We start from the raw sequence: 21,927 nt of genomic DNA on the forward strand, positions 1-21,927 counted from the left end.
TCGGCGTGGCCGTCACGGCCTGCGCTCTCGTGGCCGTCAGTACCTGGCGTCCTGTCCCACCCGGCCCAGGCGGCTGTGGCTGCGTCCGTACAGGAAGTAGACGACCAGTCCGATCAGCATCCAGACCGCGAAGCGGAACCAGGTCTCGCCCGGCAGGTTGAGCATCAGCCAGAGGGAGGCCGCGACGGAGAGGATCGGGAGGACCGGCACCCAGGGGGTGCGGAAGGCCCGGTGCAGGTCGGGGCGGGTGCGCCGGAGGATGATGACGCCGATGGCGACCATCACGAAGGCGAACAGGGTGCCGATGTTCACCAGCGTCGCGAGCTCGTTGATGCTGGTGAACCCGGCGACGATCGCGATGACCACGCCGAGCAGGATGGTCGGCCGGTACGGGGTCTTGAAGCGCGGGTGCGTGATGGAGAAGAAGCGCGGCAGCAGGCCGTCGCGGCTCATCGCGAAGAAGACACGGGTCTGGCCGAGCAGCAGGATCAGACAGACCGTGGTGAGGCCGACGGCGGCGCCGAAACTGATGACGCCCGCGTAGAAGGGGTGGCCCACGGCCTTGAAGGCGTCGGCGAGCGGGGCGCTGACCGACAGTTCGGTGTAGTGCTGCATGCCGGTCACCACCAGCGCGACCGCCACGTACAGCACGGTGCAGATGAACAGCGAGCCGAGGATGCCCCGGGGCATGTCGCGCTGCGGCAGCTTGGTCTCCTCGGCGGCGGTGGCGACCACGTCGAAGCCGATGAAGGCGAAGAAGACCACGGAGGCGGCGGTGAAGATGCCCATGACGCCGAAGTTGCTCGGCTCGTAACCGAAGATCAGCTGGACCATCGGGGAATCCCAGCCGGAGGTGCCGCCCGGCGGAGTGACGGCCGGCGGGATGAACGGCTTGTAGTTGTCACCGACGATGAAGAACAGGCCCGCGATGATCACGATCATCACGACGGTCACCTTGATGGCGACGACGACCGCGGTGATCCGGGCGGACAGCTTCATGCCGACGACGAGGATCGCGGTCAGCACCAGCACGAGGATGAAGGCCAGGAGGTCGAAGGTGCCGCCGGCCACGTCCGGGCCTTCCATCCAGGCGGGTAGGTGCCAGCCGACGTTGTCCATGAGCGAGCGCACGTAGCCCGACCAGCCGACGGCGACGACCGCCGTGCCGAGCGCGAACTCCAGGACGAGGTCCCAGCCGATGATCCAGGCCGGAAGCTCGCCGATGGAGGCGTACGCGAAGGTGTACGCCGAACCGGCCACCGGCACGGTGGAGGCGAACTCCGCGTAGCACAGGGCCGCCAGGGCGCACACGATGCCGGCGGCGACGAACGCCAAGGCAGTGGCGGGGCCGGCGTTCTCCTTCGCCACCTTGCCGGTGAGGACGAAGATGCCGGTGCCGATGATGACACCGACACCGAAGACCGTCAGGTCCCACGCGGACAAGGACTTCTTGAGCGCGTGCTCCGGTTCCTCGGTGTCGCGGATGGACTGTTCGACCGTCTTGGTCCGGAACATTCCGGAATTCGCGCGTGGCTGCTGGTCCGTACTCACGTCGTACCTCCTGGGCATGGGGCTGCCCGCCCTGAAGCCAGGATGCACGCGGAAGGGCCGGTCGGCACCCGAAGGTGTGGTCCGACCGGCCCAAAGGTGACGCCGAGTGAGGTGCTTCCGCGTCAGTCGCGCGCGGACTCCACGGCCTGGCTGCTGCTCTCGAACCGCCCGTCCAGACGGGAGACCAGACCGGTGACCTGGCGCGCGATGTCCGGGGCCGTCAGCCCGATCTCGGCCATGACCTCGGCCCGCGAGGCGTGGTCGAGGAAGCGCGGCGGGATGCCGAAGTCACGCAGCGGCACGTCCACGCCCGCGTCGCGCAGGGCCTGCGCCACGGCGGAGCCGACGCCGCCGACCCGGCTGTTGTCCTCGACCGTGACGACCACCCGGTGCTGCTCGGCGAGCGGGGCCAGGGCCTCGTCCACCGGCTTGACCCAGCGCGGGTCGACCACGGTGGTGGAGATGCCCTGCTTGTCGAGCAGGTCGGCGATCTCCAGGCACATCGGGGCGAGCGCGCCCACCGAGACGAGCAGCACGTCCGGCTTGTCGCTGCCGGCCTCGCGCAGCACGTCCATGCCGCCGACCCGGCGCAGGGCGGGGACGGCCGGGCCGACCGCACCCTTGGAGAAGCGGACCACGGTGGGGGCGTCGGTGACCTCGACGGCCTCGCGCAGCTGGGCGCGGACCTGGTCGGCGTCGCGCGGGGCGGCGAGCCGCAGGCCGGGCACGACCTGAAGGATCGACATGTCCCACATGCCGTTGTGGGAGGCGCCGTCGGTGCCGGTGACACCGGCCCGGTCCAGGACGAAGGTGACACCGCACTTGTGCAGGGCCACGTCCATCAGGACCTGGTCGAAGGCGCGGTTGAGGAAGGTCGCGTAGACCGCGAACACCGGGTGGAGACCGCCGGTCGCGAGGCCGGCCGCGGAGACCGCGCCGTGCTGCTCGGCGATGCCGACGTCGAACACCCGCTCGGGGAAGGCCTTGGCAAACTTGTCGAGGCCGACCGGCTGCAGCATGGCGGCGGTGATCGCGACGATGTCCTCGCGCTCCTTGCCGAGCGCCACCATCTCCTCGCCGAAGACGCTGGTCCAGTCGGCGCCGGAGGAGGCGATCGGCAGACCGGTGTCGGGGTGGATCTTGCCGACGGCGTGGAAGCGGTCGGCCTCGTCCTGGAGGGCGGGCTGGTAACCGCGGCCCTTCTCGGTGAGGCAGTGGACGATGACCGGGCCGCCGAAGCGCTTGGCGCGGGTGAGCGCCGACTCCAGGGCCTCGATGTCGTGGCCGTCGATGGGGCCGACGTACTTCAGGCCCAGGTCCTCGAACATGCCCTGCGGGGCGATGAAGTCCTTCAGGCCCTTCTTGGCGCCGTGCAGGGTCTCGTAGAGCGGCTTCCCGACGACGGGGGTGCGCTCCAGGATGTCCTTGCCGCGGGCGAGGAAGCGCTCGTAGCCGTCGGTGGTGCGCAGGGTCGCCAGGTGGTTGGCGAGGCCGCCGATGGTGGGCGCGTAGGAGCGCTCGTTGTCGTTGACGACGATGACGAGCGGGCGGTCCTTGGCGTCGGCGATGTTGTTCAGCGCCTCCCAGGCCATGCCGCCGGTGAGGGCGCCGTCGCCGATGACCGCGACGACGTGGTCGTCCTTCTTCAGGATCTCGTTGGCCTTGGCCAGGCCGTCGGCCCAGCCGAGGACGGTCGAGGCGTGCGAGTTCTCGATGACGTCGTGCTCGGACTCGGCCTGCGAGGGGTAGCCGGACAGGCCGCCCTTCATCTTGAGCTTGGAGAAGTCCTGGCGGCCGGTGAGCAGCTTGTGCACGTAGCTCTGGTGGCCGGTGTCCCACAGGACCTTGTCCCTGGGCGAGTCGAAGACGCGGTGCAGGGCGATGGTCAGCTCGACCACGCCGAGGTTGGGACCGAGGTGCCCGCCGGTCTTGGAGACGGCGTCCACGAGGAAAGTCCTGATCTCTCCGGCCAGCTGGTCCAGCTGTTCCGAGGAGAGCCGGTCCAGATCTCGCGGTCCCCTGATACGGGTCAGCAGAGCCACCCGTGCCTCCTTGCGTTTGAACTGGTCGAGCTTGCCGATTTGTCGAGTCTAATGTTCCGTCTTGGATCGTGGGCATCGGGCTCGGGGTGGCGCATCACCCCGATGGCCGACACACCACTGATCTGACCGGCCGGTGCACTGGTCCGGACGCAGCAGCGCCCGGCGCCGGTTTCACGGCGCCGGGCGGACTGTACGTGACGTTGGTTACGCGCGACCCGCGGTCTTCTGCGTGCGGCGGGAGACCGAGTCGATCACGACGGCGGCGAGCAGCACCGCGCCGGTGATCATGTTCTGGATCGCGTTGGACATGCCGATCATGTTCAGGCCCTGCTGGATCGACTGGATCACGATCATGCCCAGGAGTGCCGACCAGACCTTGCCGCGGCCGCCGAAGAGGCTGGTGCCGCCGATCACGGCCGCGGCGATGACCAGCATCAGCGTGTTGCCGCCGCCGAGGCTCTTGGTGGCGCCGCCGGACAGGCTCGCGATGAACAGACCGCCGAAGGCGGCGAGGGTGCCGGAGATCGCGAAGACGGCGATCCGGACCAGGTCGACGTTGATGCCGGCGCGGCGGGCCGCCTCGGCGTTGCCGCCGACCGCGAAGACCTTGCGGCCGAAGAGGGTGCGGCGGGCGACGAAGTCGGCGATCACCAGGACGGCCAGGAAGAGCACCAGGGCGAGCGGCAGGCCGCGGGCGCCGGCGGGCTCGTTCATCACGTACGCGACGACGAAGACCAGGACGGCGACGACGCCGGCGCGCAGCACGATCTCGCTGACCGGGCGGGCCGGGAGCCGCGCGGCCTTGCGGCGGCTGCTGTCGCGCAGCAGGGACAGCACGTACGCGGCGACGGCGGCCAGGGCGAGACCGTAGGCGGCGATCTTGTCGGCGAAGAAGTAGTTGGTGAGGTTCTCCACCACGCTGCCGGACGGCGTGTTGATGGAGCCCTCGCCGCCCATGAGCCACTCCTGGAGGCCCATCCAGCCGAGGAAGCCCGCGAGGGTGACGACGAAGGCGGGGACGCCGATCTTCGCGAAGAAGAAGCCGTGCAGCGCGCCGATGGCGGTGCCGCTGAGCACCGCGAGCACGATGGCCAGCCACTCGTTCATCCCGTTGCTGACCTGGAGGCCGGCCCAGACGGCGGCACCGACGCCGGCGACGGAGCCCATCGACAGGTCGATCTCGCCGAGGACGAGGACGAAGACGATGCCGACCGCCATGATGCCGAGGCCGGAGGCGTAGACGGCGACGTTGGCGACGGAGCTCGCGGACAGGAAGTTGCTGTTCTGGATCTGGAAGACGACCGCGATGACGATCAGGCCCAGGATCACGGGCAGGGAGCCGAGTTCACCGCCGCGGATCTTGCGGGTGAACTCCGTCCAGTAGCCCTTGATGCCCTCCTCGCGGACGAGGAGGCGGGGGTCGACGGCCGGGACGGGCGCCGCGGACTCCTCGACGGGCGCCACGGGGGCGGCCTCGGGGGCTTCGGGGGTCTTGGCGAGCTCGCTCACTTGGCGGCCCCCTTCGCGGCGGTGTTCTCGGCGTTCTCGGTGTTCTCGGTGGCCTCGGTGACCTCGGCCTTGCGGGCCTGCCGGCGGGTCACGGCGTTGTCCGTGGCACCGGTGATGGCGGCGATGATCTCTTCGTGGCTGGTCTCGGCGACCTTGAAGTCGCCGTTGTTGCGGCCGAGTCGGAGCACCGCGACGCGGTCCGCGACGGCGCGGACGTCGGCCATGTTGTGGCTGATGAGGATGACGCCGTGGCCGCGTTCGCGCAGCCGCTCCACGAGGTCGAGCACCTGTGCGGTCTGCTCGACGCCGAGGGCGGCGGTGGGCTCGTCCAGGATGACGATCTTCGGGTCGCCGATCAGGGCGCGGGCGATCGCCACGACCTGGCGCTGACCGCCGGAGAGGGCGGCGACGGGTATGCGGACCGACGGGATGCGGATGGACAGGGTGTCCAGGAGCTCCCGGGCGCGCTTCTCCATGGCGATCTCGTCGAGGACGGAACCGGAGCTGAGCTCGCTGCCGAGGAAGAGGTTGGCGACGACGTCGAGGTTGTCGCAGAGCGCCAGGTCCTGGTAGACGGTCGCGACCCCGAGGTTCTGGGAGTCGTGCGGCTTGGTGATCTGGACGGGGCGGCCGTCCCATTCGATGGACCCCTCGTCGATCGGGTGGACACCCGAGATCGTCTTGACGAGGGTCGACTTGCCGGCGCCGTTGTCGCCCACGAGGGCGACGACCTCTCCGGCGTGGATCTCCAGATCGACATCGGTGAGCACCTGGACGGCGCCGAACCGCTTGGAGACCCCGCGCAACGCCAGCACGGGCGTAGCGGACACGTGAATCATCTCCTTCGCCGCCTGACCGGCGGGGATGTGGTGCGGGGGACCCCCTCGGAGGGGAGGAGGGGGTACGAGGGGAGTCCGGCGCCCCGCCCCCGCTTGCGGGGCGTGGTGGACGGGGCGGGAGCGCCGGACCGTTTCTGCGTGGGGGGCGCGGGCGGGCCGGGGGCCCGGCGGGCCTACTTGATGCCCGCCGCCTCGCAGGCCGCCTTGTACTCGGCGGTGCAGATGTCGGCGGCCTTGTAGACGTTGTCGGCGATGATCGTGGAGGCGATGTTCTCCTTGGTCACGACCTGCGCGTCGTACAGCTTGGCCGGGATGTCCTTGAACTCGCCGGTGAGGCTGGTGACCTTGACCGGGGTCAGGGAGTCGATCTTCTCGCCCTTGAGGAGCTTGACCGCGATCTCGGCGGTGGTCTCGGCCTCGGGCTTGATCTGCTTGTAGATCGTGAAGGCCTGGTCGCCCTTCAGGATGCGCTGCAGACCGGCGAGTTCGGCGTCCTGACCGCCGACCGGGACCTTGACGCCCTGCTTGGCGAGGGCGGTGATGATGCCGCCGGCCATGCCGTCGTTGGCCGAGTACACGCCCTGGAAGCCGGTCTTGCCCAGGGAGTCGATGGCGGCACCCATCTTCTTGTTGGCCTCGTCCGGGGACCAGTCCGGGATGTCCTGCTCGTAGACGACCTTCTTGACGCCGCCGTCGATGACGCTGTGGGCGCCCTTCTTGAACAGCGGGGCGTTGGGGTCGGTCGGCGAACCGTTGATCATGACAACGTTGGCGTCCTTCGCCTTGTCGCCGAGCGCCTTCACGAGCGCCTCACCCTGGAGGCGGCCGATCTTCTCGTTGTCGTACGAGACGTAGGCGGAGATCGGGCCCTCGGCCAGGCGGTCGTAGGCGACGACCTTGACGCCCTTCTTCTCGGCCTGCTGGACCCAGGACTTGGTGGCCTTGTAGTCGACCGAGTCCAGGATGATGACCTTCACGCCCTGCGTGACGAGCGCGTCGAACTGCTTCTTCTGCGTCTCGGTGTCCTGCGCGGCGTTGTTGTACTTGACCTCGCAGTCGGAGCAGAGCGCCTTGATCTTCGCCTCGATGATCGGGCGGTCGAAGGTCTCGTAACGCGTGGTCTTGTTCTCCGGCAGCAGCAGACCGATGGTCTTGCCGTCGCCGCCGTTCGAGTCGCCCGAGCCGTTGTCGCCGGCCTTGCCGCACGCGGCGAGGGAGAGGGCCATGGAAACCGCGGCGGTGCCTATGACGACGCGACGCGTCATTGCGTTCATGTGGGGTTGCCTCCCTGACGAGGCCGCGACATTGCGGCCGAGGTGGCTGGAAGTCAACTCGGCCGCACGGTCGACGTCAAGGAGTAAATCCTTAACGAGACGACAACGGTGCCATTCGTTATCTAAGTGAAGGCAGGCGCCGGGGTCGTCGCGGTGCCGGACAGGGGGCGCACAGTGCCACCGGAGCCCACAGAACCCACCGAACCTTCCAGAAGGGTCGAATCGCCCATCTCGCTGAGCACCAGGGCCAGCGCGCCGAGGACCTCCGCACGGCCCCCCAGGGCCCCCGGGGCCAGCGAGAGCTGCCGGGCGGCGCTGGGGATGGCGTAGCGCGACACGGAGTCCCTGATGGGCGCCAGGACCAGCTCCCCGGCCTCGGCGAGGTCGCCGCCGAGGACCACCCGGCTGGGGTTCAGGAGGTTGCAGAGGTTGGCGACGCCGCTGCCGATGTGCCGCCCCACGTCGGCGATCACCCGGCGGCAGCCCGGGTCACCCTCCCGGGCCAGCTGGACGACCCGTTCCATGGTCAGATCGGGGCCGTGGCTGGACTGGAGCAGCGGCAGCACGTAGCGGGCGGCCGTGAAGGTCTCCAGGCAGCCCCGGTTGCCGCAGCGGCAGACCGGGCCCGACTCGTCGAGCGTGATGTGGCCGATCTCGCCGGCCGTGCCGCCCGGGCCCCGGTAGACCCGCCCGTCGATCACCAGACCGGCGCCGACGCCGCTGGCGACCTTGATGTACGCGAGGTCCTTCACGCCCCGGCCGCTGCCCCAGACCAGCTCGCCGAGCGCTCCCAGGTTGGCGTCGTTGTCGACGTGCACGGGGACGCCGAGGCGGGCGGAGAGCTCGTCGGCGGGGTTGATCCCGCTCCAGCCCGGCAGGATCGACGTGGAGCCCAGGGTGCCCGAGGAGACGTCGATCGGGCCGGGGACGCCGAGGCCGACGCCGACGACCTTGTCCCGGCCGATGCCGGTGGCCGCGATCAGCCTGCTGACCAGCTGTTCCGCCCGGTCGAAGCCCTCTGCGGACGAGGCGTCCACGTCCAGCGGCTCGGCCTCCTCGGCGAGCACCTGGTGGGCCAGGTTGCCGACCGCGACCCGCAGGTGGGTGTGCCCGAAGTCGACGCCGATGACGATGCCGGCGTCGCCGCTCAGCGAGACGCTGCGGGCCCGCCGGCCCCCGGCGGAGGTCGGGGTGACCTCGACCGTCCCGCCGTCCTTCAGCTCCCGCACGATGTTGGAGACCGTGGCGGCGGACAGGCCCGTCGCCCGGGCGATCTCCGCCTGGGTGAGCGATCCGGCCATCCGTACCGCCCGGACGACCCGCTCAAGATTGGCCCGGTGCAGCGAGGACTGCGACCCCGGAGTCTCCATTGACTCTCTCCACCCTACGACGTGTACAAGTTATGAACTCCAAGCTCCGCTGTGGGGCTTGTCGTCGTCAAGTCCTCGACGGTAGTCGAAATCGGACGCAAAAAGTCCGGTCCCGGGGGTGGAGTCCCCGGGACCGGACCTCTCGGCGCCGGTGTCGTTACTTGAGCGTGGCCGAAGTGAGACCCGCCTGGACCTGCCGCTGGAAGGACAGGTAGACCACCAGCATCGGGATCATGGCGATGGTCACGCCGGCGAAGAGCACCGGAAGGTCGGTCTCGTAGCCCTGCTGCTGCTGGAGCTGGATCAGGCCCTGGGTCAGCACGTAGCGCTCGGGGTCGTCACCGCTCTGCGGCTGCATCAGCACGGTCGGCAGCAGGAACTGGTTCCACTGCCCCAGCGTGTTGAAGATGCCGACGCTGAGCAGGCCCGGCTTGGCCATCGGCAGCATGACCTGGAAGAAGGCCCGGGTGTGCGAGGCGCCGTCCAGGATCGCGGCCTCGAAGACGGCCGTCGGCAGCGTCCTGAAGAAGGAGTGCATGAAGAAGACGGTGAACGGCATCGAGTACGCGACGTACACCAGGACGAGGCCCTGGTAGGTGTTGAGCATCCCGAGCATCTTCACCATGAAGAAGAGCGGGACGAGCGCCAGGAAGACCGGGAACATCGCGCCGGCCACGAAGAAGTAGTAGATGAGCCGGTTGCCCCAGAACTGGTAGCGGGCCAGCACGTACGCCGCCATGGAGCCGAAGAGCATGGTCAGCGGCACCGAGAACACCAGGACGACGATCGTGTTGACGAAGTAGTCGCCGATGCCCTTGTTCCAGGCACGCGAGAAGACGTCGAGGGACCAGTTCGCCGGCCAGCCGAAGGCCGACCCGGCGATCTGGGAGTCGGTCTTGAAGGAGCTCAGCACGAGCCAGATCAGCGGCAGCACGATCATCAGCGCCCAGAGGGCGAGGAAGCCGTGCGAGAAGACGTTGAGGACGGTGCCCTCACGGGCCGGGCCCGGCGCCGGGGCGCCGCCCTTGCCCGCGGCGCGCTGGCGGGGCACGCCGGCGCCGCTCGTGGTGGGGGCGTCGGACTTCTGGATGGGTGCAGTCATCGTGGGTTCTCCCGCTCAGAACTCGAGGCGCTCGCGGCGGGTGGCGCGCAGCGTGACCACGGACACGATCAGGGTGAGCAGCAGCATGACCACGCCCATGGCGCAGGCGTAACCGCTCTTGCCGTAGTAGAGGAAGTTCCGCATCATGACCGTCGACATGGTCTCGCTGTGGTGGTCGGGGCCACCGCCGAACTCGCCCTGGGTCATGGTGGAGACCAGGACGAACATGTCCATGGCGACGATGCCGAGGTAGACCCAGGCGGTCTGCACGGCGTCCCACAGCAGCGGCAGCGTGATGCGGAAGAAGGACTGGGCGCGGCCGGCGCCGTCGATCAGCGCCGCCTCGTAGATGTCCCGCGGGATGGACTGCATGGCGGCGGAGAAGAGCACCAGGTAGAAGCCCACGCCGTGCCAGACGACGACCGCGACCAGGGCCCACAGGACGAAGTTGGGCTCGTTCAGCCACTCGACCGGCCGGTCGGCCTCGATGAGGCCCAGCTTCAGCAGGAGGCCGTTGAGCATGCCGCCGGAGTCGCTGCGGTACACGGCGCCGAAGAGGACGGCGAGGATCGCGAGCGAGAGCACCTGCGGGAAGAAGTAGACGACCTTGTAGAACTTGGACCCGGCGACGCCCGCGACGCCGCCGGCCCGGCTCCGCCCGCCCGCGTTCACCATGAAGGCGAAGAAGAGGGCGAGCAGAATGGTGATCACCGGAATGAACACCAGGAACAGGATGTTGTGCCAGACCGCTCCCAGGAAGATGTCGTCCTTGAACAGCGCGACGTAATTGTCGAGCCCGACGAAGGAGAAGGTCTGCGACTGGCCCTTCCAGTCGGTCAGCGAGTAGCCGAACGTCTGGATGTACGGCCAGATGACGAAGACCAGATAGAGGGCCACGGGTATGAAGAGGAATCCCGTGACGAACTTGTACTGCCCTTTGCGCATGGCGTTCCTGTCCCTGATGTCCCCGGCGGATTGATACGCGATTCGGTGCCGCGTGTCAGTCGCGGTGGTTGTTCTTGGACGCCGGGTCCTTGGCCGCCTTGTCGACCGCGGCCTGGGCCCGCTTGAGCCATTCCGCGGGCTGGATGCGCTTGGCCATCAGCTCGTTGGAGGCGTTCTGGATCTCGGTGTCCATCTCGCTGTACCACTCGGTGTACAGGTAGCGGAACGTGTTGGTGCCGGCGGCCTTGGAGGCCTCGACGGTGGACTGGGTGCCGGGGCGCAGCTTGACGCTCGGGTCCACACCGTCCTGCAGGATGGTGAGGGAGTTGGCCTCCTTGGCGAAGAGCGTCGACCACTCCTTGGAGAGCATCATCCGCATGAACTCCTTCGCCTCGGCCAGGTTCTTGGCCTTGGACGGGATGATGAAGGGCTCGCCGGAGCCCGCGCGGATCGCCTCGTACGGCATCTTGCTGCCGGGCAGCAGCGGCATCGGCATGAACTTCATGTCGAAGTCGGCCGGGGTCTGCTTGAGCTGCTCGTTCTCCAGCCAGGAACCGCAGGTGATGAACGCGGCCTTGTACTGGTTCCAGCGGGTCTGCGACTCGGTGTGGGTGAGGCCGTTGGTGCCGGGCATGAGGTAGCCCTTCTCGACCACCTCGTAGATCGCCTCGACGGCCTCCTTGGCCGCGTCGGAGCCGACGAAGGCCTTGGGGTCGAGGTTGTCGATCGCCTTCATGGCGTCCAGGCCGCCCTTCTTGGCGATCAGGTCCATGATGGCGACGTTGATGTAGTACGGGAACTTGCCCTGGTGGGCGAGGCCGCCGATGCCCTGGGCGGTGGCGTCCTTGCAGATCGCGAGGAACTCGTCCCAGGTCTTGGGCTCCTTCCAGCCCTTCTCCTTGAAGAGCTTGCCGGAGTACCACAGGCCCCACACCGTGTAGATGTAGTTGAGGGCGACGGTCTTGCCCTCCAGGACGCCGGCGTCGATGGTGCCGGGGATCAGGGTGTCGCGGACCTTCTTGGCCGGGTCGTCGACGGACGGCGCGTCGAGGACCTCGGCGAGGTCGAGCAGCTGGCCGTTCTTGTGCAGGACGTCGATCTTGATCTTCTGGGCACCGGAGTCGTCGACGATGTCCGGCGGGTTGCCGGCGTTGAAGCGCGGCTGCAGCTTGCCGGTGATCTCCTGGGTGCCGGTGTGGGTGGCGGTGATGCCCCACTTCTTGTTGAAGCTGGCCTCCCACGCCTTGGCGTAGTCGTCGCCGTATCCGCCCTTGAAGACGACGACGTCGATCTTTCCGCCCTTGGCGACGCCGAACGGATTGTCCTTCGTCTTCTCGCCCTTGGGCTTGTCGTTGTCCGTGCTGTCGCCACCGCTGGAGGCGCAGGCGGACAGGAAACTCATGGTGGGCACCGAGATCAGACCGAGTGCGGCGGAACGCTTGATCAGATCGCGACGGCCGAGGCCCTCGTCGTGCCGGGCGGAGGTGGATCCCATGCTCAAGTCCTCGCCTTCATTCAGGACTCAGGCGGTGTACCGGTCGCCCGTACAGAGTTCGCCACAGGCGAAGGGCCCCGCCACCGCGGTCAATTGCAGCTGGGTCGTGCAGGCGTCGGGCCGTCGTCGGTGTTCACGACGGGCGGGACGCCGACAGGTATAGTCCACTTCCCGCCACCGGAGCAAGATCGAAACCAGCTTTCTCCGGCAGTCTTCTCCGAGTTGAGACCTGCGGGATATCCGAGGCGTTTCTGCCCCGTTTCCTCCCTCGAATCGACGTCAACACCCTTGACACCACCGCAGACTTGCCCTTCTCCTTGGTTCTTGCGCAATCGGTTTGACAACGTTGTCTAGAACCAGCGGCAGGAGCGACGACACGGCATGCACCCCCATCTCAGAGCGGTCTCCCTGGCAGCCTCGGCGGCGCTGATCCTGAGCCTCACTCCCACGGTGGCTCAGGCGCTTCCGGGCCGAACGGAACAATCCGGCGGATCCGTACGGGAGTTCTCCACCTCCTTCGAACCGGACGAAAACCAGCCCACCTGGCGGAACACGGTCGAAGTCGGACCCGACGGGAAGCAGCGCAGCTCGGGCGTCGACGGCGGATTCGTCACCGGCATCCCGGGCAACGTCACCGACCACGTCACCACCGTGCGCGCCAGCGGCGAGAACGCGGGCAGCGGCGAGGTGAAGGAGAACCTGGTCGACCTCCAGCCGGGCACCAAGTGGCTGGTCTTCGAACCCACCGCCTGGCTGGAGTTCGACCTCGACCAGCCGGTGAAGCTCGCGACGTACGCGCTGACCTCGGCGAACGACGCCGCGGAGCGCGACCCGCGCGACTGGACCCTCAAGGGCTCGGCGGACGGCAAGGAGTGGACCGTCCTCGACACCCGCAGCGGCGAGAGCTTCGCCAAGCGCTTCGAGACCCGGTCGTACGACATCCCGGGCGGCGGTGCGACGGCCTACGCCCACTACCGCCTGGAGATCGCGAAGAACGCGGGCGCGGGCCTCACCCAGCTCGCCGACGTTCAGTTCTCGAACGGGGACACCTCGCAGCCCGTCCCCGCGGAGATGCGCAGCCAGGTCGACCGCGGCCCCAGCGGCCCCCCCACCGCCAAGGCCGGCGCGGGCTTCACGGGCAAGCGGGCGCTGCGCTACGCCGGCACCCACCAGGGCGAGGGCCGGGCGTACTCGTACAACAAGGTCTTCGACGTCGACACCCGGATCGTCCGCAACACCGAGCTGTCCTACAAGATCTTCCCGTCGATGTCGGCGTCCGAGACGGACCTGAACTACCCGGCCACGAACGTGTCCGTGGACCTGGCCTTCACCGACGGCACCTATCTGAGCGACCTCGGCGCCACCGACACCCACGGTGGGCTGCTCACCCCGCAGGGCCAGGGCGCCGCCAAGCGCCTCTACGTCAACCAGTGGAACCAGGTCACCGCCCGGATCGGTGACGTCGCCAACGGCAGGACCGTGGACCGGATCCTGGTGGCGTACGACTCCCCCAAGGGCCCGGGCAAGTTCCAGGGCTGGATCGACGACCTCGCGATCGCGCCGGAGCAGCCGCAGGAGCCGTACGCGCGCCTCTCCGACTACGCCTCGACCCTGCGCGGCACCAACTCCTCCGGCTCCTTCTCCCGCGGCAACACGTTCCCCGCCACCGCCGTGCCGCACGGCTTCAACTTCTGGACGCCGGTCACCAACGCGGCGACGCAGAGCTGGATCTACGAGTACGCGCGCGGGAACAACGCGGACAACCTGCCGACCCTGCAGGCGCTGTCCGTCAGCCATCAGCCGAGCCCCTGGATGGGCGACCGGCAGACCTTCCAGGTGATGCCCTCGGCCGCCGCCGGCGCCCCGCCGACCGACCGGGCGGCCCGGGCTCTCCCGTTCCGCCACGCGAACGAGACGGCGAAGCCGCACCACTACGGCGTCGCGTTCGAGAACGGTCTGAAGGCGGAGATCGCCCCGGCCGACCACGCGGCCGTCATGCGCTTCACCTATCCGGGTGAGGACGCGAGCGTCGTCCTCGACAACGTCACCGCCCAGGGCGGGCTCACCGTCGATCCCTCGACCCGCTCCTTCACCGCCTACTCGGACGTGAGGAGCGGGCTGTCCACGGGCGCCGGCCGGATGTTCGTGTACGGCGTCTTCGACGCGCCGGTCACGGACTCCGCGGCGCAGGGCGTGCGGGGGCACCTGCGCTTCGACGCGGGCGCCGACCGCACGGTGAACCTGCGGATCGCGACCTCCCTCATCTCGGTCGAGCAGGCGAAGGCCAACCTCGCCGACGAGATCCCGGAGGGGACGGACTTCGACACCGTCCGGGAGCGGGCGCAGGACGCCTGGGACGACGTGCTCGGCCGGGTCACGGTGGAGGGCGCGAGCCACGACCAGCTCGTCACCCTCTACTCCAGCCTCTACCGGCTGTACCTCTACCCCAACTCCGCCTTCGAGAAGGTCGGTTCGGGGTACCGGTACGCGAGCCCCTTCTCCGCCCCGGCCGGCCCCGACACCCCGACCCGCACCGGCGCGAAGATCGTCGAGGGCAAGGCGTACGTCAACAACGGCTTCTGGGACACCTACCGGACGACCTGGCCGGCCTACTCCTTCCTCACCCCGCGGAAGGCGGGCGAGCTGGTCGACGGCTTCGTGCAGCAGTACAAGGACGGCGGCTGGATCTCCCGCTGGTCCTCCCCCGGCTACGCGGACCTGATGACCGGCACCTCCTCGGACGTGGCCTTCGCGGACGCGTACGTGAAGGGCGTCGACTTCGACGGGGAGGCGGCGTACGAGGCGGCCCTGAAGAACGCCACCGTCGTGGCGCCCGCCCGGGGCGTCGGCCGCAAGGGCATGGAGACCTCCCCCTTCACCGGCTACGCCTCGACCGAGACCCACGAGGGCCTGTCCTGGTCCCTGGAGGGCTACCTCAACGACTACGGCATCGCGAGGATGGGCCAGGCGCTCTACGAGAAGACCGGCGAGAAGCGCTACCAGGAGGAGTCGACGTACTTCCTCAACCGGGCGCGCTCGTACGTCTCCCTCTTCGACGCGAAGGCCGGCTTCTTCCAGGGCCGCGACGCCACGGGCGCCTGGCGGGTGCCCTCGGCGTCGTACGACCCGCGGATCTGGGGCTACGACTACACGGAGACCAACGGCTGGGGCTACGCCTTCACCGCCCCGCAGGACTCGCGGGGCCTCGCCAACCTGTACGGCGGGCGGGCGGGTCTCGCGAAGAAGCTCGACGCGTACTTCTCGACGCCGGAGACGGCGAGCCCGGACGTCGCCGGTTCGTACGGCAGCGTCATCCACGAGATGACGGAGGCCCGGGACGTGCGGATGGGCATGTACGGGCACTCCAACCAGGTCGCGCACCACGTGCCGTACATGTACGACGCGGCCGGGCAGCCGTGGAAGACCGCGGAGAAGGTCCGCGAGGTCCTCTCCCGGCTCTACACGGGCAGCGAGACCGGCCAGGGCTACCACGGCGACGAGGACAACGGCGAGCAGTCGGCCTGGTTCCTCTTCTCGGCGCTCGGCTTCTATCCGCTGGTGATGGGCAGCGGGGAGTACGCGATCGGCTCGCCGCTCTTCACGAAGGCGACCGTACGGATGGACAGCGGGCGCACCCTGGTCGTGGACGCCCCGCGCAACAGCGCCCGCAACATCTACGTCCAGGGCGTGAAGCTGAACGGGCAGCGGTGGAACTCGACGGCCCTGCCGCACGACCTGCTCGCCCGGGGCGGCACGCTGAAGTTCGACATGGGCCCGAAGCCCTCGGCCTGGGGCACGGGCGCCTCGGCCGGCCCGGTCTCGATCACCCGGGACGACAAGGTGCCGACGCCGCGCGCGGACCTGGTGAAGGGCGCGGGACCGCTGTTCGACGACACCTCGGCGACGGCGGGTCCGGTGACCGGCCCGGTCGAGCTCCCCGTGACCGCCCCGGTGAAGGCCGTGCAGTACACGCTGACCTCGTCGGCGGACCGGGCGAAGGCGCCGGCGGGCTGGGTGCTCCAGGGCTCGGCGGACGGCCTGGCCTGGAAGGACCTGGACCGGCGGGACGGCGAGTCCTTCGCGTGGGCCCGGCAGACCCGGGTGTTCTCGGTCGCCGCACCGGGCTCGTACGCGAAGTACCGCCTGGTGGCGGCCGGTTCGGCCCCCGCTGAGCTCGCGGAGGTGGAGCTGATCGGCTAGCGGCTTCCGTCCTCGTACTCCCGGTCGTGCACGGGCGCGGCCGGGAGTTCGCGTTCCAGGGCCTCGCGGTAGCGGACGCAGCCGCGCAGGAAGCGGGGCCAGGGCGGCACGGCCACCTCGGGGGCGATCGGTTCGGGCAGCAGCCCCCAGAGTGCGGGGTGATGCCAGCACAGGTCGTGTCCGGTGCTGTCGCGATGGGCCCGGATCCCCGCCCGCAGCCGCTTCACCTCGGCGAGGAGCGCGTCGCGGTCGAGCCCGTCGAGGTCGTGGTCGAGGTCCATGGCGCGCAGGATAGGGGCCCGGACGAACACGGACCGGCCGCCACCCCGAGGAGGGGTGACGGCCGGTCCGGTGTGTCACGGGTGACTCAGCCGCGGCGGCACTCAGCCACGGATGAGGTTGCGCAGCACGTACTGCATGATGCCGCCGTTGCGGTAGTAGTCCGCCTCACCGGGGGTGTCGATGCGGACGACCGCGTCGAACTCGACACCGGTGTCGGTGGTGACCTTGACCGTGCTCGGGGTCGTGCCCTCGTTCAGCTCGGTGATGCCGGCGATGGAGAAGGTCTCCTCGCCGGTCAGGCCGAGCGAGTCGGCCGACTGGCCGGCGGGGAACTGCAGCGGCAGGACGCCCATGCCGATGAGGTTCGAGCGGTGGATGCGCTCGTACGACTCGGTGATGACGGCCTTGACGCCGAGGAGCGCGGTGCCCTTGGCCGCCCAGTCACGGGACGAGCCGGAGCCGTACTCCTTGCCGCCCAGGATGACCAGCGGGGTGCCGGCGGCCTGGTAGTTCTGCGAGGCGTCGTAGATGAAGGAGACCGGGCCGCCCTCCTGCGTGAAGTCACGCGTGAAGCCGCCCTCGGTGCCCGGCGCGATCTGGTTGCGCAGGCGGATGTTGGCGAAGGTGCCGCGGATCATGACCTCGTGGTTGCCACGGCGCGAACCGTAGGAGTTGAAGTCACGACGCTCCACACCGTGCTCGGTGAGGTACTTGCCGGCCGGGGTGTCGGCCTTGATGGCACCGGCCGGGGAGATGTGGTCGGTGGTGACCGAGTCGCCGAGCTTCGCCAGCACGCGGGCGCCGGTGATGTCGGTGACCGGGGTGGTCTCCATCGTCATGCCCTCGAAGTACGGGGGCTTCCGCACGTAGGTCGACTCGGCGTCCCACTCGAAGGTGTTGCCGGTCGGGATCGACAGCGCCTGCCACTGGGCGTCGCCCGCGAACACGTCCTGGTAGGACTTGGAGAACATGTCCTCGCCGATGGCGTTGGCGACGACGTCGTTGACCTCGGCCTCGGAGGGCCAGATGTCGGCCAGGTAGACCGGCTTGCCGTCCTGGTCGGTGCCGAGGACGTCCTTGGTGATGTCCACCTTCATGGAGCCCGCGAGGGCGTACGCGACGACCAGCGGCGGGGACGCCAGGTAGTTCATCTTGACGTCGGGGTTGATACGGCCCTCGAAGTTCCGGTTGCCGGAGAGGACCGAGGTGACCGCGAGGTCGTGGTCGTTGACGGCCTTGGAGACCTCCTCCGGCAGCGGGCCGGAGTTGCCGATGCAGGTGGTGCAGCCGTAGCCGACGAGGTTGAAGCCGACCTTGTCGAGGTACGGGGTCAGGCCCGCCTTGTCGAAGTAGTCGGTGACGACCTTCGAGCCCGGGGCGAGGGTGGTCTTGACCCACGGCTTGCGGGTCAGGCCCTTCTCCACGGCCTTCTTCGCGACGAGCGCGGCGGCGACCATGACGTACGGGTTCGAGGTGTTGGTGCAGGAGGTGATGGCCGCGACCGTCACCGCGCCGTGGTCGATCGTGTAGGTCGTGCCGTCGGGGGCGGTGACCTGGACCGGGTTCGACGGGACGCCGTTGCTGACGGCCGGGGCGTCGGAGGCCGGGAAGGACTCCTCGCCCGCCTCGTCGGCGGTGGTGACGTAGTTGCGGACGTCCTGGGCGAACTGCGCGGCGGCGTTCGCGAGGACGATGCGGTCCTGCGGGCGCTTCGGGCCGGCGATCGACGGGACGACCGTGGAGAGGTCGAGCTCCAGCTTCTCGGAGAAGTCGGGCTCGGCGGCCGGGTCGAGCCAGAGGCCCTGCTCCTTGGCGTACGCCTCGACGAGCGCGACCTGCTGCTCGGAGCGGCCGGTGAGCTTGAGGTAGTTCAGGGTCTCGCCGTCGATCGGGAAGATCGCGGCGGTGGAGCCGAACTCCGGCGACATGTTGCCGATGGTGGCGCGGTTGGCGAGGGAGGTGGCGGCCACGCCCTCACCGTAGAACTCGACGAACTTGCCGACGACGCCGTGCTTGCGCAGCATCTCGGTGATCGTGAGGACGAGGTCGGTGGCGGTGGTGCCGGTGGGCAGCTCGCCGGTGAGCTTGAAGCCGACGACGCGCGGGATGAGCATGGAGACCGGCTGGCCGAGCATGGCGGCCTCGGCCTCGATGCCGCCGACGCCCCAGCCCAGCACGCCGAGGCCGTTGACCATCGTGGTGTGCGAGTCGGTGCCGACGAGGGTGTCGGGGTAGGCCTGGCCGTTGCGGACCATGACCGTGCGCGCCAGGTGCTCGATGTTCACCTGGTGGACGATGCCGGTGCCCGGCGGGACGACCTTGAAGTCGTCGAACGCGGTCTGGCCCCAGCGCAGGAACTGGTAGCGCTCCTTGTTGCGGCCGTACTCCAGCTCGACGTTCTGCGCGAACGCGTCGTTGGTGCCGAACTTGTCGGCGATGACGGAGTGGTCGATGACCATCTCGGCCGGGGACAGCGGGTTGATCTTCGCCGGGTCGCCGCCGAGCGCCGCGACGGCCTCACGCATGGTGGCGAGGTCGACGACACAGGGCACACCGGTGAAGTCCTGCATGATCACGCGCGCCGGCGTGAACTGGATCTCCTGGCTCGGCTGGGCCTGCGAGTCCCAGTTGCCGAGGGCCCGGATGTGGTCGGCGGTGATGTTCGCGCCGTCCTCGGTGCGGAGCAGGTTCTCCAGCAGGACCTTCAGGCTGTAGGGGAGCCGGGCCGAGCCCTCCACCTTGTCGAGGCGGAAGATCTCGTAGGACTCGTCACCCACGCGCAGCGTGGCGCGGGCGTCGAAGCTGTTCGCCGACACGACAGTCTCCTTCATATATGTGCGCGTTCCACCACATCCTGCCGCCACGTACTCGTCGTCGATCCGCTAAGGTAAGGCTAAGTTAGGTAACCCTTACCAGGGTGGCGGCAGCGGTGCGCCTCGGCAGATATCTCGATGTCGAGATAACTCTAGTACATCACCGGCGCTCGGTCATGCCCGGCAGGGCCCGTGACCGCTCTCATCCCATCGAGGCGTGTACTCGGCGAACCCAGTCGTTCCGCCTCCCGCCCCAGTGAACCCAGTCGTGCGGGTGATCGCACTGGGCTTCCGGGTGGCCGTACCGGCTGGTGTGGATCTTGCGGGTCCGTACGTCGAGCTGTCGTACGTGGACGCGGTGGGCGAGCGACAGCGACGTCCGCTGGTGGACTGCACGACGGCCCGTTTCGGGGACGTCGGCGGTGCGGCCGCCTCGGTGGCCGCGTGGTGAGCGTCACGGGCTGGTACCGGGCGGCGACGACCGGGCAGCATGCCGGCTTCGAGTCCCGGCTGGAACAGGACCGGCTTCTGCTCATGGACTTCGACCCGAAGGTGACGGGCATCGCCTCGCAGCCCTTCTCACGGGCAGGGGCGGAGGGTGCCGCCCAGCGCGCGGCTCGGGGAGTTCCCTCAGACAGCGGCTGAACAGGCACTTTGGTGGGAGGGCCACATCCTGGAGGTGCTGCACGGACTGCCGCCAGGGGCGTCCGATGAGGCAGCCCCTCAGCCGGAGTTCTACCCGAGGCAGCACTCGCGACGCGTCCGCGCTGCTGGCCCGCAGTGTCACCCCGGAGGCGATGCGGCCAGGCTGGTCAGATGCCTTGCGCATGTCCCGTTCGGTGCTTCCCCATCGGCGGCTGATGACCTTGGACGAGCGCCTGGAGCACGCGGCGGCACGGCCGGTGATCGTGCCGGAGACGATCGTCGGCGACCACAGCGAGGTGTTCGTCTCGCGGACCTTCCGGGCCTCCTACCGCTACCTGGGCATCAACCTGCAACCGGCCCACAAGGCGACGCCGACCGACAAGGGCACCATCGTGAACAGGGTGCCGGATGCTGCGCATGCCGCCAGGAGGCACTCCACCTGCGCAAACAGGCTCCGCTCGGCATCGAGGTCAGCCCGGCGCTGCAGTCTCACTCAATCCACAGTCCGTGAGGCGACCGCGTCAATCCCTGATGCCCGCAGCTTGCGGGCCAGGAGCTCCATCTCAGGCAGCGTCCCTGAGTACTGCCCGCCGAGGACCTGCTCCAGCACGGTCTTGACGCCGTCCAGGCCGATGCCGAGTTCCGCTCGCAGCACGCGCATGACGATGGCGTTGCTCGCCGGCCCGCTCACGCGCAACCTCGCGCGCCCGCCCTCGGAGAGCAGTCGGCTACGCATCTCATCCGGCAGGTCTCCGCCACAAACGGCCAGAGCGAACCCACAGGTCGAACACGTCGACTCAACATCCCACCGCAGCGTCTCGCCCACCAGCGCCTGGACTCCGCACCACTCTGCCTCGGCACCGCATCCCTGGCACACAGCGGAGTACCTGATGGACTCGACCAAGATCGACTTTTCCATGATTCCCCCCTCACCAGAGAAGAGGCTATGCAGCAAGTCGAACGTCTTCTCAGTGCTCACGGATCCTTGACCACCACCAGCCGCCCATCCTGAAGGCGTTCACCGGCCCAGGATTCGGCAGGGTGCGACGTTCGAACTCATCGTCGATACGTGCAATCAGCCGACCGAGATCGCGCCGGGCACCACGAGGAAGGTGAAGCATGACCTCTTCCAGATCATCGCGGGCATACTCCACCTCCAGTCCCGGCTGCCAGACCTGGGATGCATTCAGATACCGGCCGGGTTGCCTGAACGCCCACTCGAAACGGGCGAGCGCGTCAGCAACTGCGCCAGGCCACATCCGCTCATCCTCGACGCGGCGGACAGCTGCACGAGTCCTCGCGGAAACGCCCCGGATCTGCCGAACTACAACGTGTCTGCGGGGCCGCCACCGCTCAGCACGGACGGCCTTCGGATGCCTACGCGGCATCGCCCTTTCTGATCAGCATGCCGTCATCCTGCCATGAACGCACCCGACTCAACACGCACGATCGAGCCCCCACCACCCTGGGGTGCTCTTGCTGGTTGAAACCTACGCAGCCAATCGGTGCCTCACGAAGCCGTCTCACCCGATCCAGTCCACGCAGGTCCATGCGATCCCGGCGACCAACTTCACTGAGACGGGACATCGGCGAACCCAGTCGTTCGGCCTGCTGTCTCAGTGAACCCAGTCGTGCGGGTGATCGCGCTGGGCTTCCGGGTGGCCGTACCGGCTGGTGTGGATCTTGCGGGTCCGTACGTCGAGCTGTCGTACGTGGACGCGGTGGGCGAGCGACAGCGACGTCCGCTGGTGGACTGCACGACGGCCCGTTTCGAGGACGTCGGGCCGGTGCGGCCGCCTCGGTGGCCGCGTGGTGAGCGTCCGAGTCGCCGCCGGTGGCGTTGCCCGCCGGCCCGCGCAC

General features: G+C 68.7%; 16 protein-coding genes and 1 pseudogene. 4 read left to right on the forward strand and 13 right to left on the reverse strand.

The window, feature by feature from the left end; genetic code table 11:
- Window positions 1-36: 36 nt before the first annotated feature.
- From AB0M16_RS08920 to ngcE, 9 genes are all read right to left on the reverse strand, one after another.
- Window positions 37-1,515 carry an amino acid permease gene (locus tag AB0M16_RS08920; protein WP_365340400.1) on the reverse strand — a complete coding sequence of 493 codons (1,479 nt, stop codon included), beginning with the start codon at window positions 1,513-1,515 and terminating at the stop codon, window positions 37-39.
- Window positions 1,516-1,673: 158 nt separating this feature from the next.
- Complete coding sequence (gene dxs, locus AB0M16_RS08925) at window positions 1,674-3,593, reverse strand: 1-deoxy-D-xylulose-5-phosphate synthase (protein ID WP_365340402.1); 1,920 nt, start codon at window positions 3,591-3,593, stop codon at window positions 1,674-1,676.
- A 204-nt stretch (window positions 3,594-3,797) separates the two neighbouring features.
- Window positions 3,798-5,057: a sugar ABC transporter permease gene (locus AB0M16_RS08930; protein WP_365340755.1), complete on the reverse strand. Its 1,260-nt coding sequence runs from the start codon at window positions 5,055-5,057 to the stop codon at window positions 3,798-3,800.
- Between the two features lie 41 nt (window positions 5,058-5,098).
- Window positions 5,099-5,941 (reverse strand): ATP-binding cassette domain-containing protein, encoded by an 843-nt coding sequence (locus AB0M16_RS08935; protein ID WP_365340404.1) that lies wholly within the window; start codon window positions 5,939-5,941, stop codon window positions 5,099-5,101.
- 173 nt (window positions 5,942-6,114) lie between these two features.
- Window positions 6,115-7,206 (reverse strand): substrate-binding domain-containing protein, encoded by a 1,092-nt coding sequence (locus AB0M16_RS08940; RefSeq protein WP_365340757.1) that lies wholly within the window; start codon window positions 7,204-7,206, stop codon window positions 6,115-6,117.
- Between the two features lie 131 nt (window positions 7,207-7,337).
- Window positions 7,338-8,585, reverse strand: coding sequence for an ROK family transcriptional regulator (locus tag AB0M16_RS08945; protein ID WP_365340406.1), 1,248 nt, complete (start codon window positions 8,583-8,585; stop codon window positions 7,338-7,340).
- 157 nt (window positions 8,586-8,742) lie between these two features.
- Complete coding sequence (locus AB0M16_RS08950) at window positions 8,743-9,687, reverse strand: carbohydrate ABC transporter permease (RefSeq protein ID WP_365340408.1); 945 nt, start codon at window positions 9,685-9,687, stop codon at window positions 8,743-8,745.
- A 15-nt stretch (window positions 9,688-9,702) separates the two neighbouring features.
- Window positions 9,703-10,632 carry a sugar ABC transporter permease gene (locus tag AB0M16_RS08955; RefSeq protein WP_365340410.1) on the reverse strand — a complete coding sequence of 310 codons (930 nt, stop codon included), beginning with the start codon at window positions 10,630-10,632 and terminating at the stop codon, window positions 9,703-9,705.
- Between the two features lie 55 nt (window positions 10,633-10,687).
- Window positions 10,688-12,127, reverse strand: coding sequence for an N-acetylglucosamine/diacetylchitobiose ABC transporter substrate-binding protein (ngcE, locus tag AB0M16_RS08960; RefSeq protein WP_365340412.1), 1,440 nt, complete (start codon window positions 12,125-12,127; stop codon window positions 10,688-10,690).
- Window positions 12,128-12,508: 381 nt separating this feature from the next.
- Between ngcE and AB0M16_RS08965 the strand changes: the two genes are divergently transcribed.
- Window positions 12,509-16,327, forward strand: coding sequence for a GH92 family glycosyl hydrolase (locus tag AB0M16_RS08965; RefSeq protein WP_365340414.1), 3,819 nt, complete (start codon window positions 12,509-12,511; stop codon window positions 16,325-16,327).
- On the opposite strand, the gene AB0M16_RS08970 is transcribed toward AB0M16_RS08965, so the two are convergent.
- Together AB0M16_RS08970 and acnA are read right to left on the reverse strand one after the other, a co-directional pair.
- Entirely contained in the window at window positions 16,324-16,608 is a 285-nt protein-coding gene (locus AB0M16_RS08970; protein ID WP_365340416.1) for a hypothetical protein, read from the reverse strand. The genes AB0M16_RS08965 and AB0M16_RS08970 overlap by 4 nt on opposite strands.
- Window positions 16,609-16,710: 102 nt before the next feature.
- Entirely contained in the window at window positions 16,711-19,425 is a 2,715-nt protein-coding gene (gene acnA, locus AB0M16_RS08975) for an aconitate hydratase AcnA (RefSeq protein WP_365340418.1), read from the reverse strand.
- Window positions 19,426-19,690: 265 nt separating this feature from the next.
- Between acnA and AB0M16_RS08980 the strand changes: the two genes are divergently transcribed.
- The 3 genes and pseudogenes from AB0M16_RS08980 to AB0M16_RS08990 all read left to right on the forward strand — a co-directional run.
- Complete coding sequence (locus AB0M16_RS08980; protein WP_365340420.1) at window positions 19,691-19,873, forward strand: hypothetical protein; 183 nt, start codon at window positions 19,691-19,693, stop codon at window positions 19,871-19,873.
- Window positions 19,867-20,067, forward strand: coding sequence for a hypothetical protein (locus AB0M16_RS08985; RefSeq protein ID WP_365340422.1), 201 nt, complete (start codon window positions 19,867-19,869; stop codon window positions 20,065-20,067). Before AB0M16_RS08980 ends, AB0M16_RS08985 begins: the two co-directional genes overlap by 7 nt.
- Window positions 20,068-20,144: 77 nt before the next feature.
- Window positions 20,145-20,459 (forward strand): annotated as a pseudogene (locus tag AB0M16_RS08990) (integrase); the annotation flags it as partial.
- Between the two features lie 101 nt (window positions 20,460-20,560).
- Here AB0M16_RS08990 and AB0M16_RS08995 read toward each other — a convergent pair.
- Together AB0M16_RS08995 and AB0M16_RS09000 are read right to left on the reverse strand one after the other, a co-directional pair.
- Window positions 20,561-21,046, reverse strand: a complete 486-nt coding sequence (locus tag AB0M16_RS08995) for a hypothetical protein (RefSeq protein WP_365340424.1) — start codon at window positions 21,044-21,046, stop codon at window positions 20,561-20,563.
- Window positions 21,036-21,326 (reverse strand): hypothetical protein, encoded by a 291-nt coding sequence (locus tag AB0M16_RS09000; RefSeq protein WP_365340426.1) that lies wholly within the window; start codon window positions 21,324-21,326, stop codon window positions 21,036-21,038. The genes AB0M16_RS08995 and AB0M16_RS09000 overlap by 11 nt, the downstream gene beginning before the upstream one ends.
- Window positions 21,327-21,927 lie beyond the last annotated feature (601 nt).

Origin of the sequence: Streptomyces sp. NPDC051921, from assembly GCF_040680975.1 — a bacterium.
Lineage (GTDB): Bacteria > Actinomycetota > Actinomycetes > Streptomycetales > Streptomycetaceae > Streptomyces.

What these genes read in the sequence shown, in the direction of transcription:
- AB0M16_RS08955 (WP_365340410.1), bottom strand. Translation starts at nt 10,632, where the DNA reads ATGCGCAAAGGGCAGTACAAGTTCGTCACGGGATTCCTCTTCATACCC.
- ngcE (WP_365340412.1), bottom strand. Translation starts at nt 12,127, where the DNA reads ATGGGATCCACCTCCGCCCGGCACGACGAGGGCCTCGGCCGTCGCGAT.
- AB0M16_RS08920 (WP_365340400.1), bottom strand. Translation starts at nt 1,515, where the DNA reads ATGTTCCGGACCAAGACGGTCGAACAGTCCATCCGCGACACCGAGGAA.
- AB0M16_RS08935 (WP_365340404.1), bottom strand. Translation starts at nt 5,941, where the DNA reads ATGATTCACGTGTCCGCTACGCCCGTGCTGGCGTTGCGCGGGGTCTCC.
- AB0M16_RS08965 (WP_365340414.1), top strand. Translation starts at nt 12,509, where the DNA reads ATGCACCCCCATCTCAGAGCGGTCTCCCTGGCAGCCTCGGCGGCGCTG.
- AB0M16_RS08950 (WP_365340408.1), bottom strand. Translation starts at nt 9,687, where the DNA reads ATGACTGCACCCATCCAGAAGTCCGACGCCCCCACCACGAGCGGCGCC.
- AB0M16_RS08970 (WP_365340416.1), bottom strand. Translation starts at nt 16,608, where the DNA reads ATGGACCTCGACCACGACCTCGACGGGCTCGACCGCGACGCGCTCCTC.
- AB0M16_RS08940 (WP_365340757.1), bottom strand. Translation starts at nt 7,206, where the DNA reads ATGACGCGTCGCGTCGTCATAGGCACCGCCGCGGTTTCCATGGCCCTC.
- AB0M16_RS08945 (WP_365340406.1), bottom strand. Translation starts at nt 8,585, where the DNA reads ATGGAGACTCCGGGGTCGCAGTCCTCGCTGCACCGGGCCAATCTTGAG.
- AB0M16_RS09000 (WP_365340426.1), bottom strand. Translation starts at nt 21,326, where the DNA reads ATGTGGCCTGGCGCAGTTGCTGACGCGCTCGCCCGTTTCGAGTGGGCG.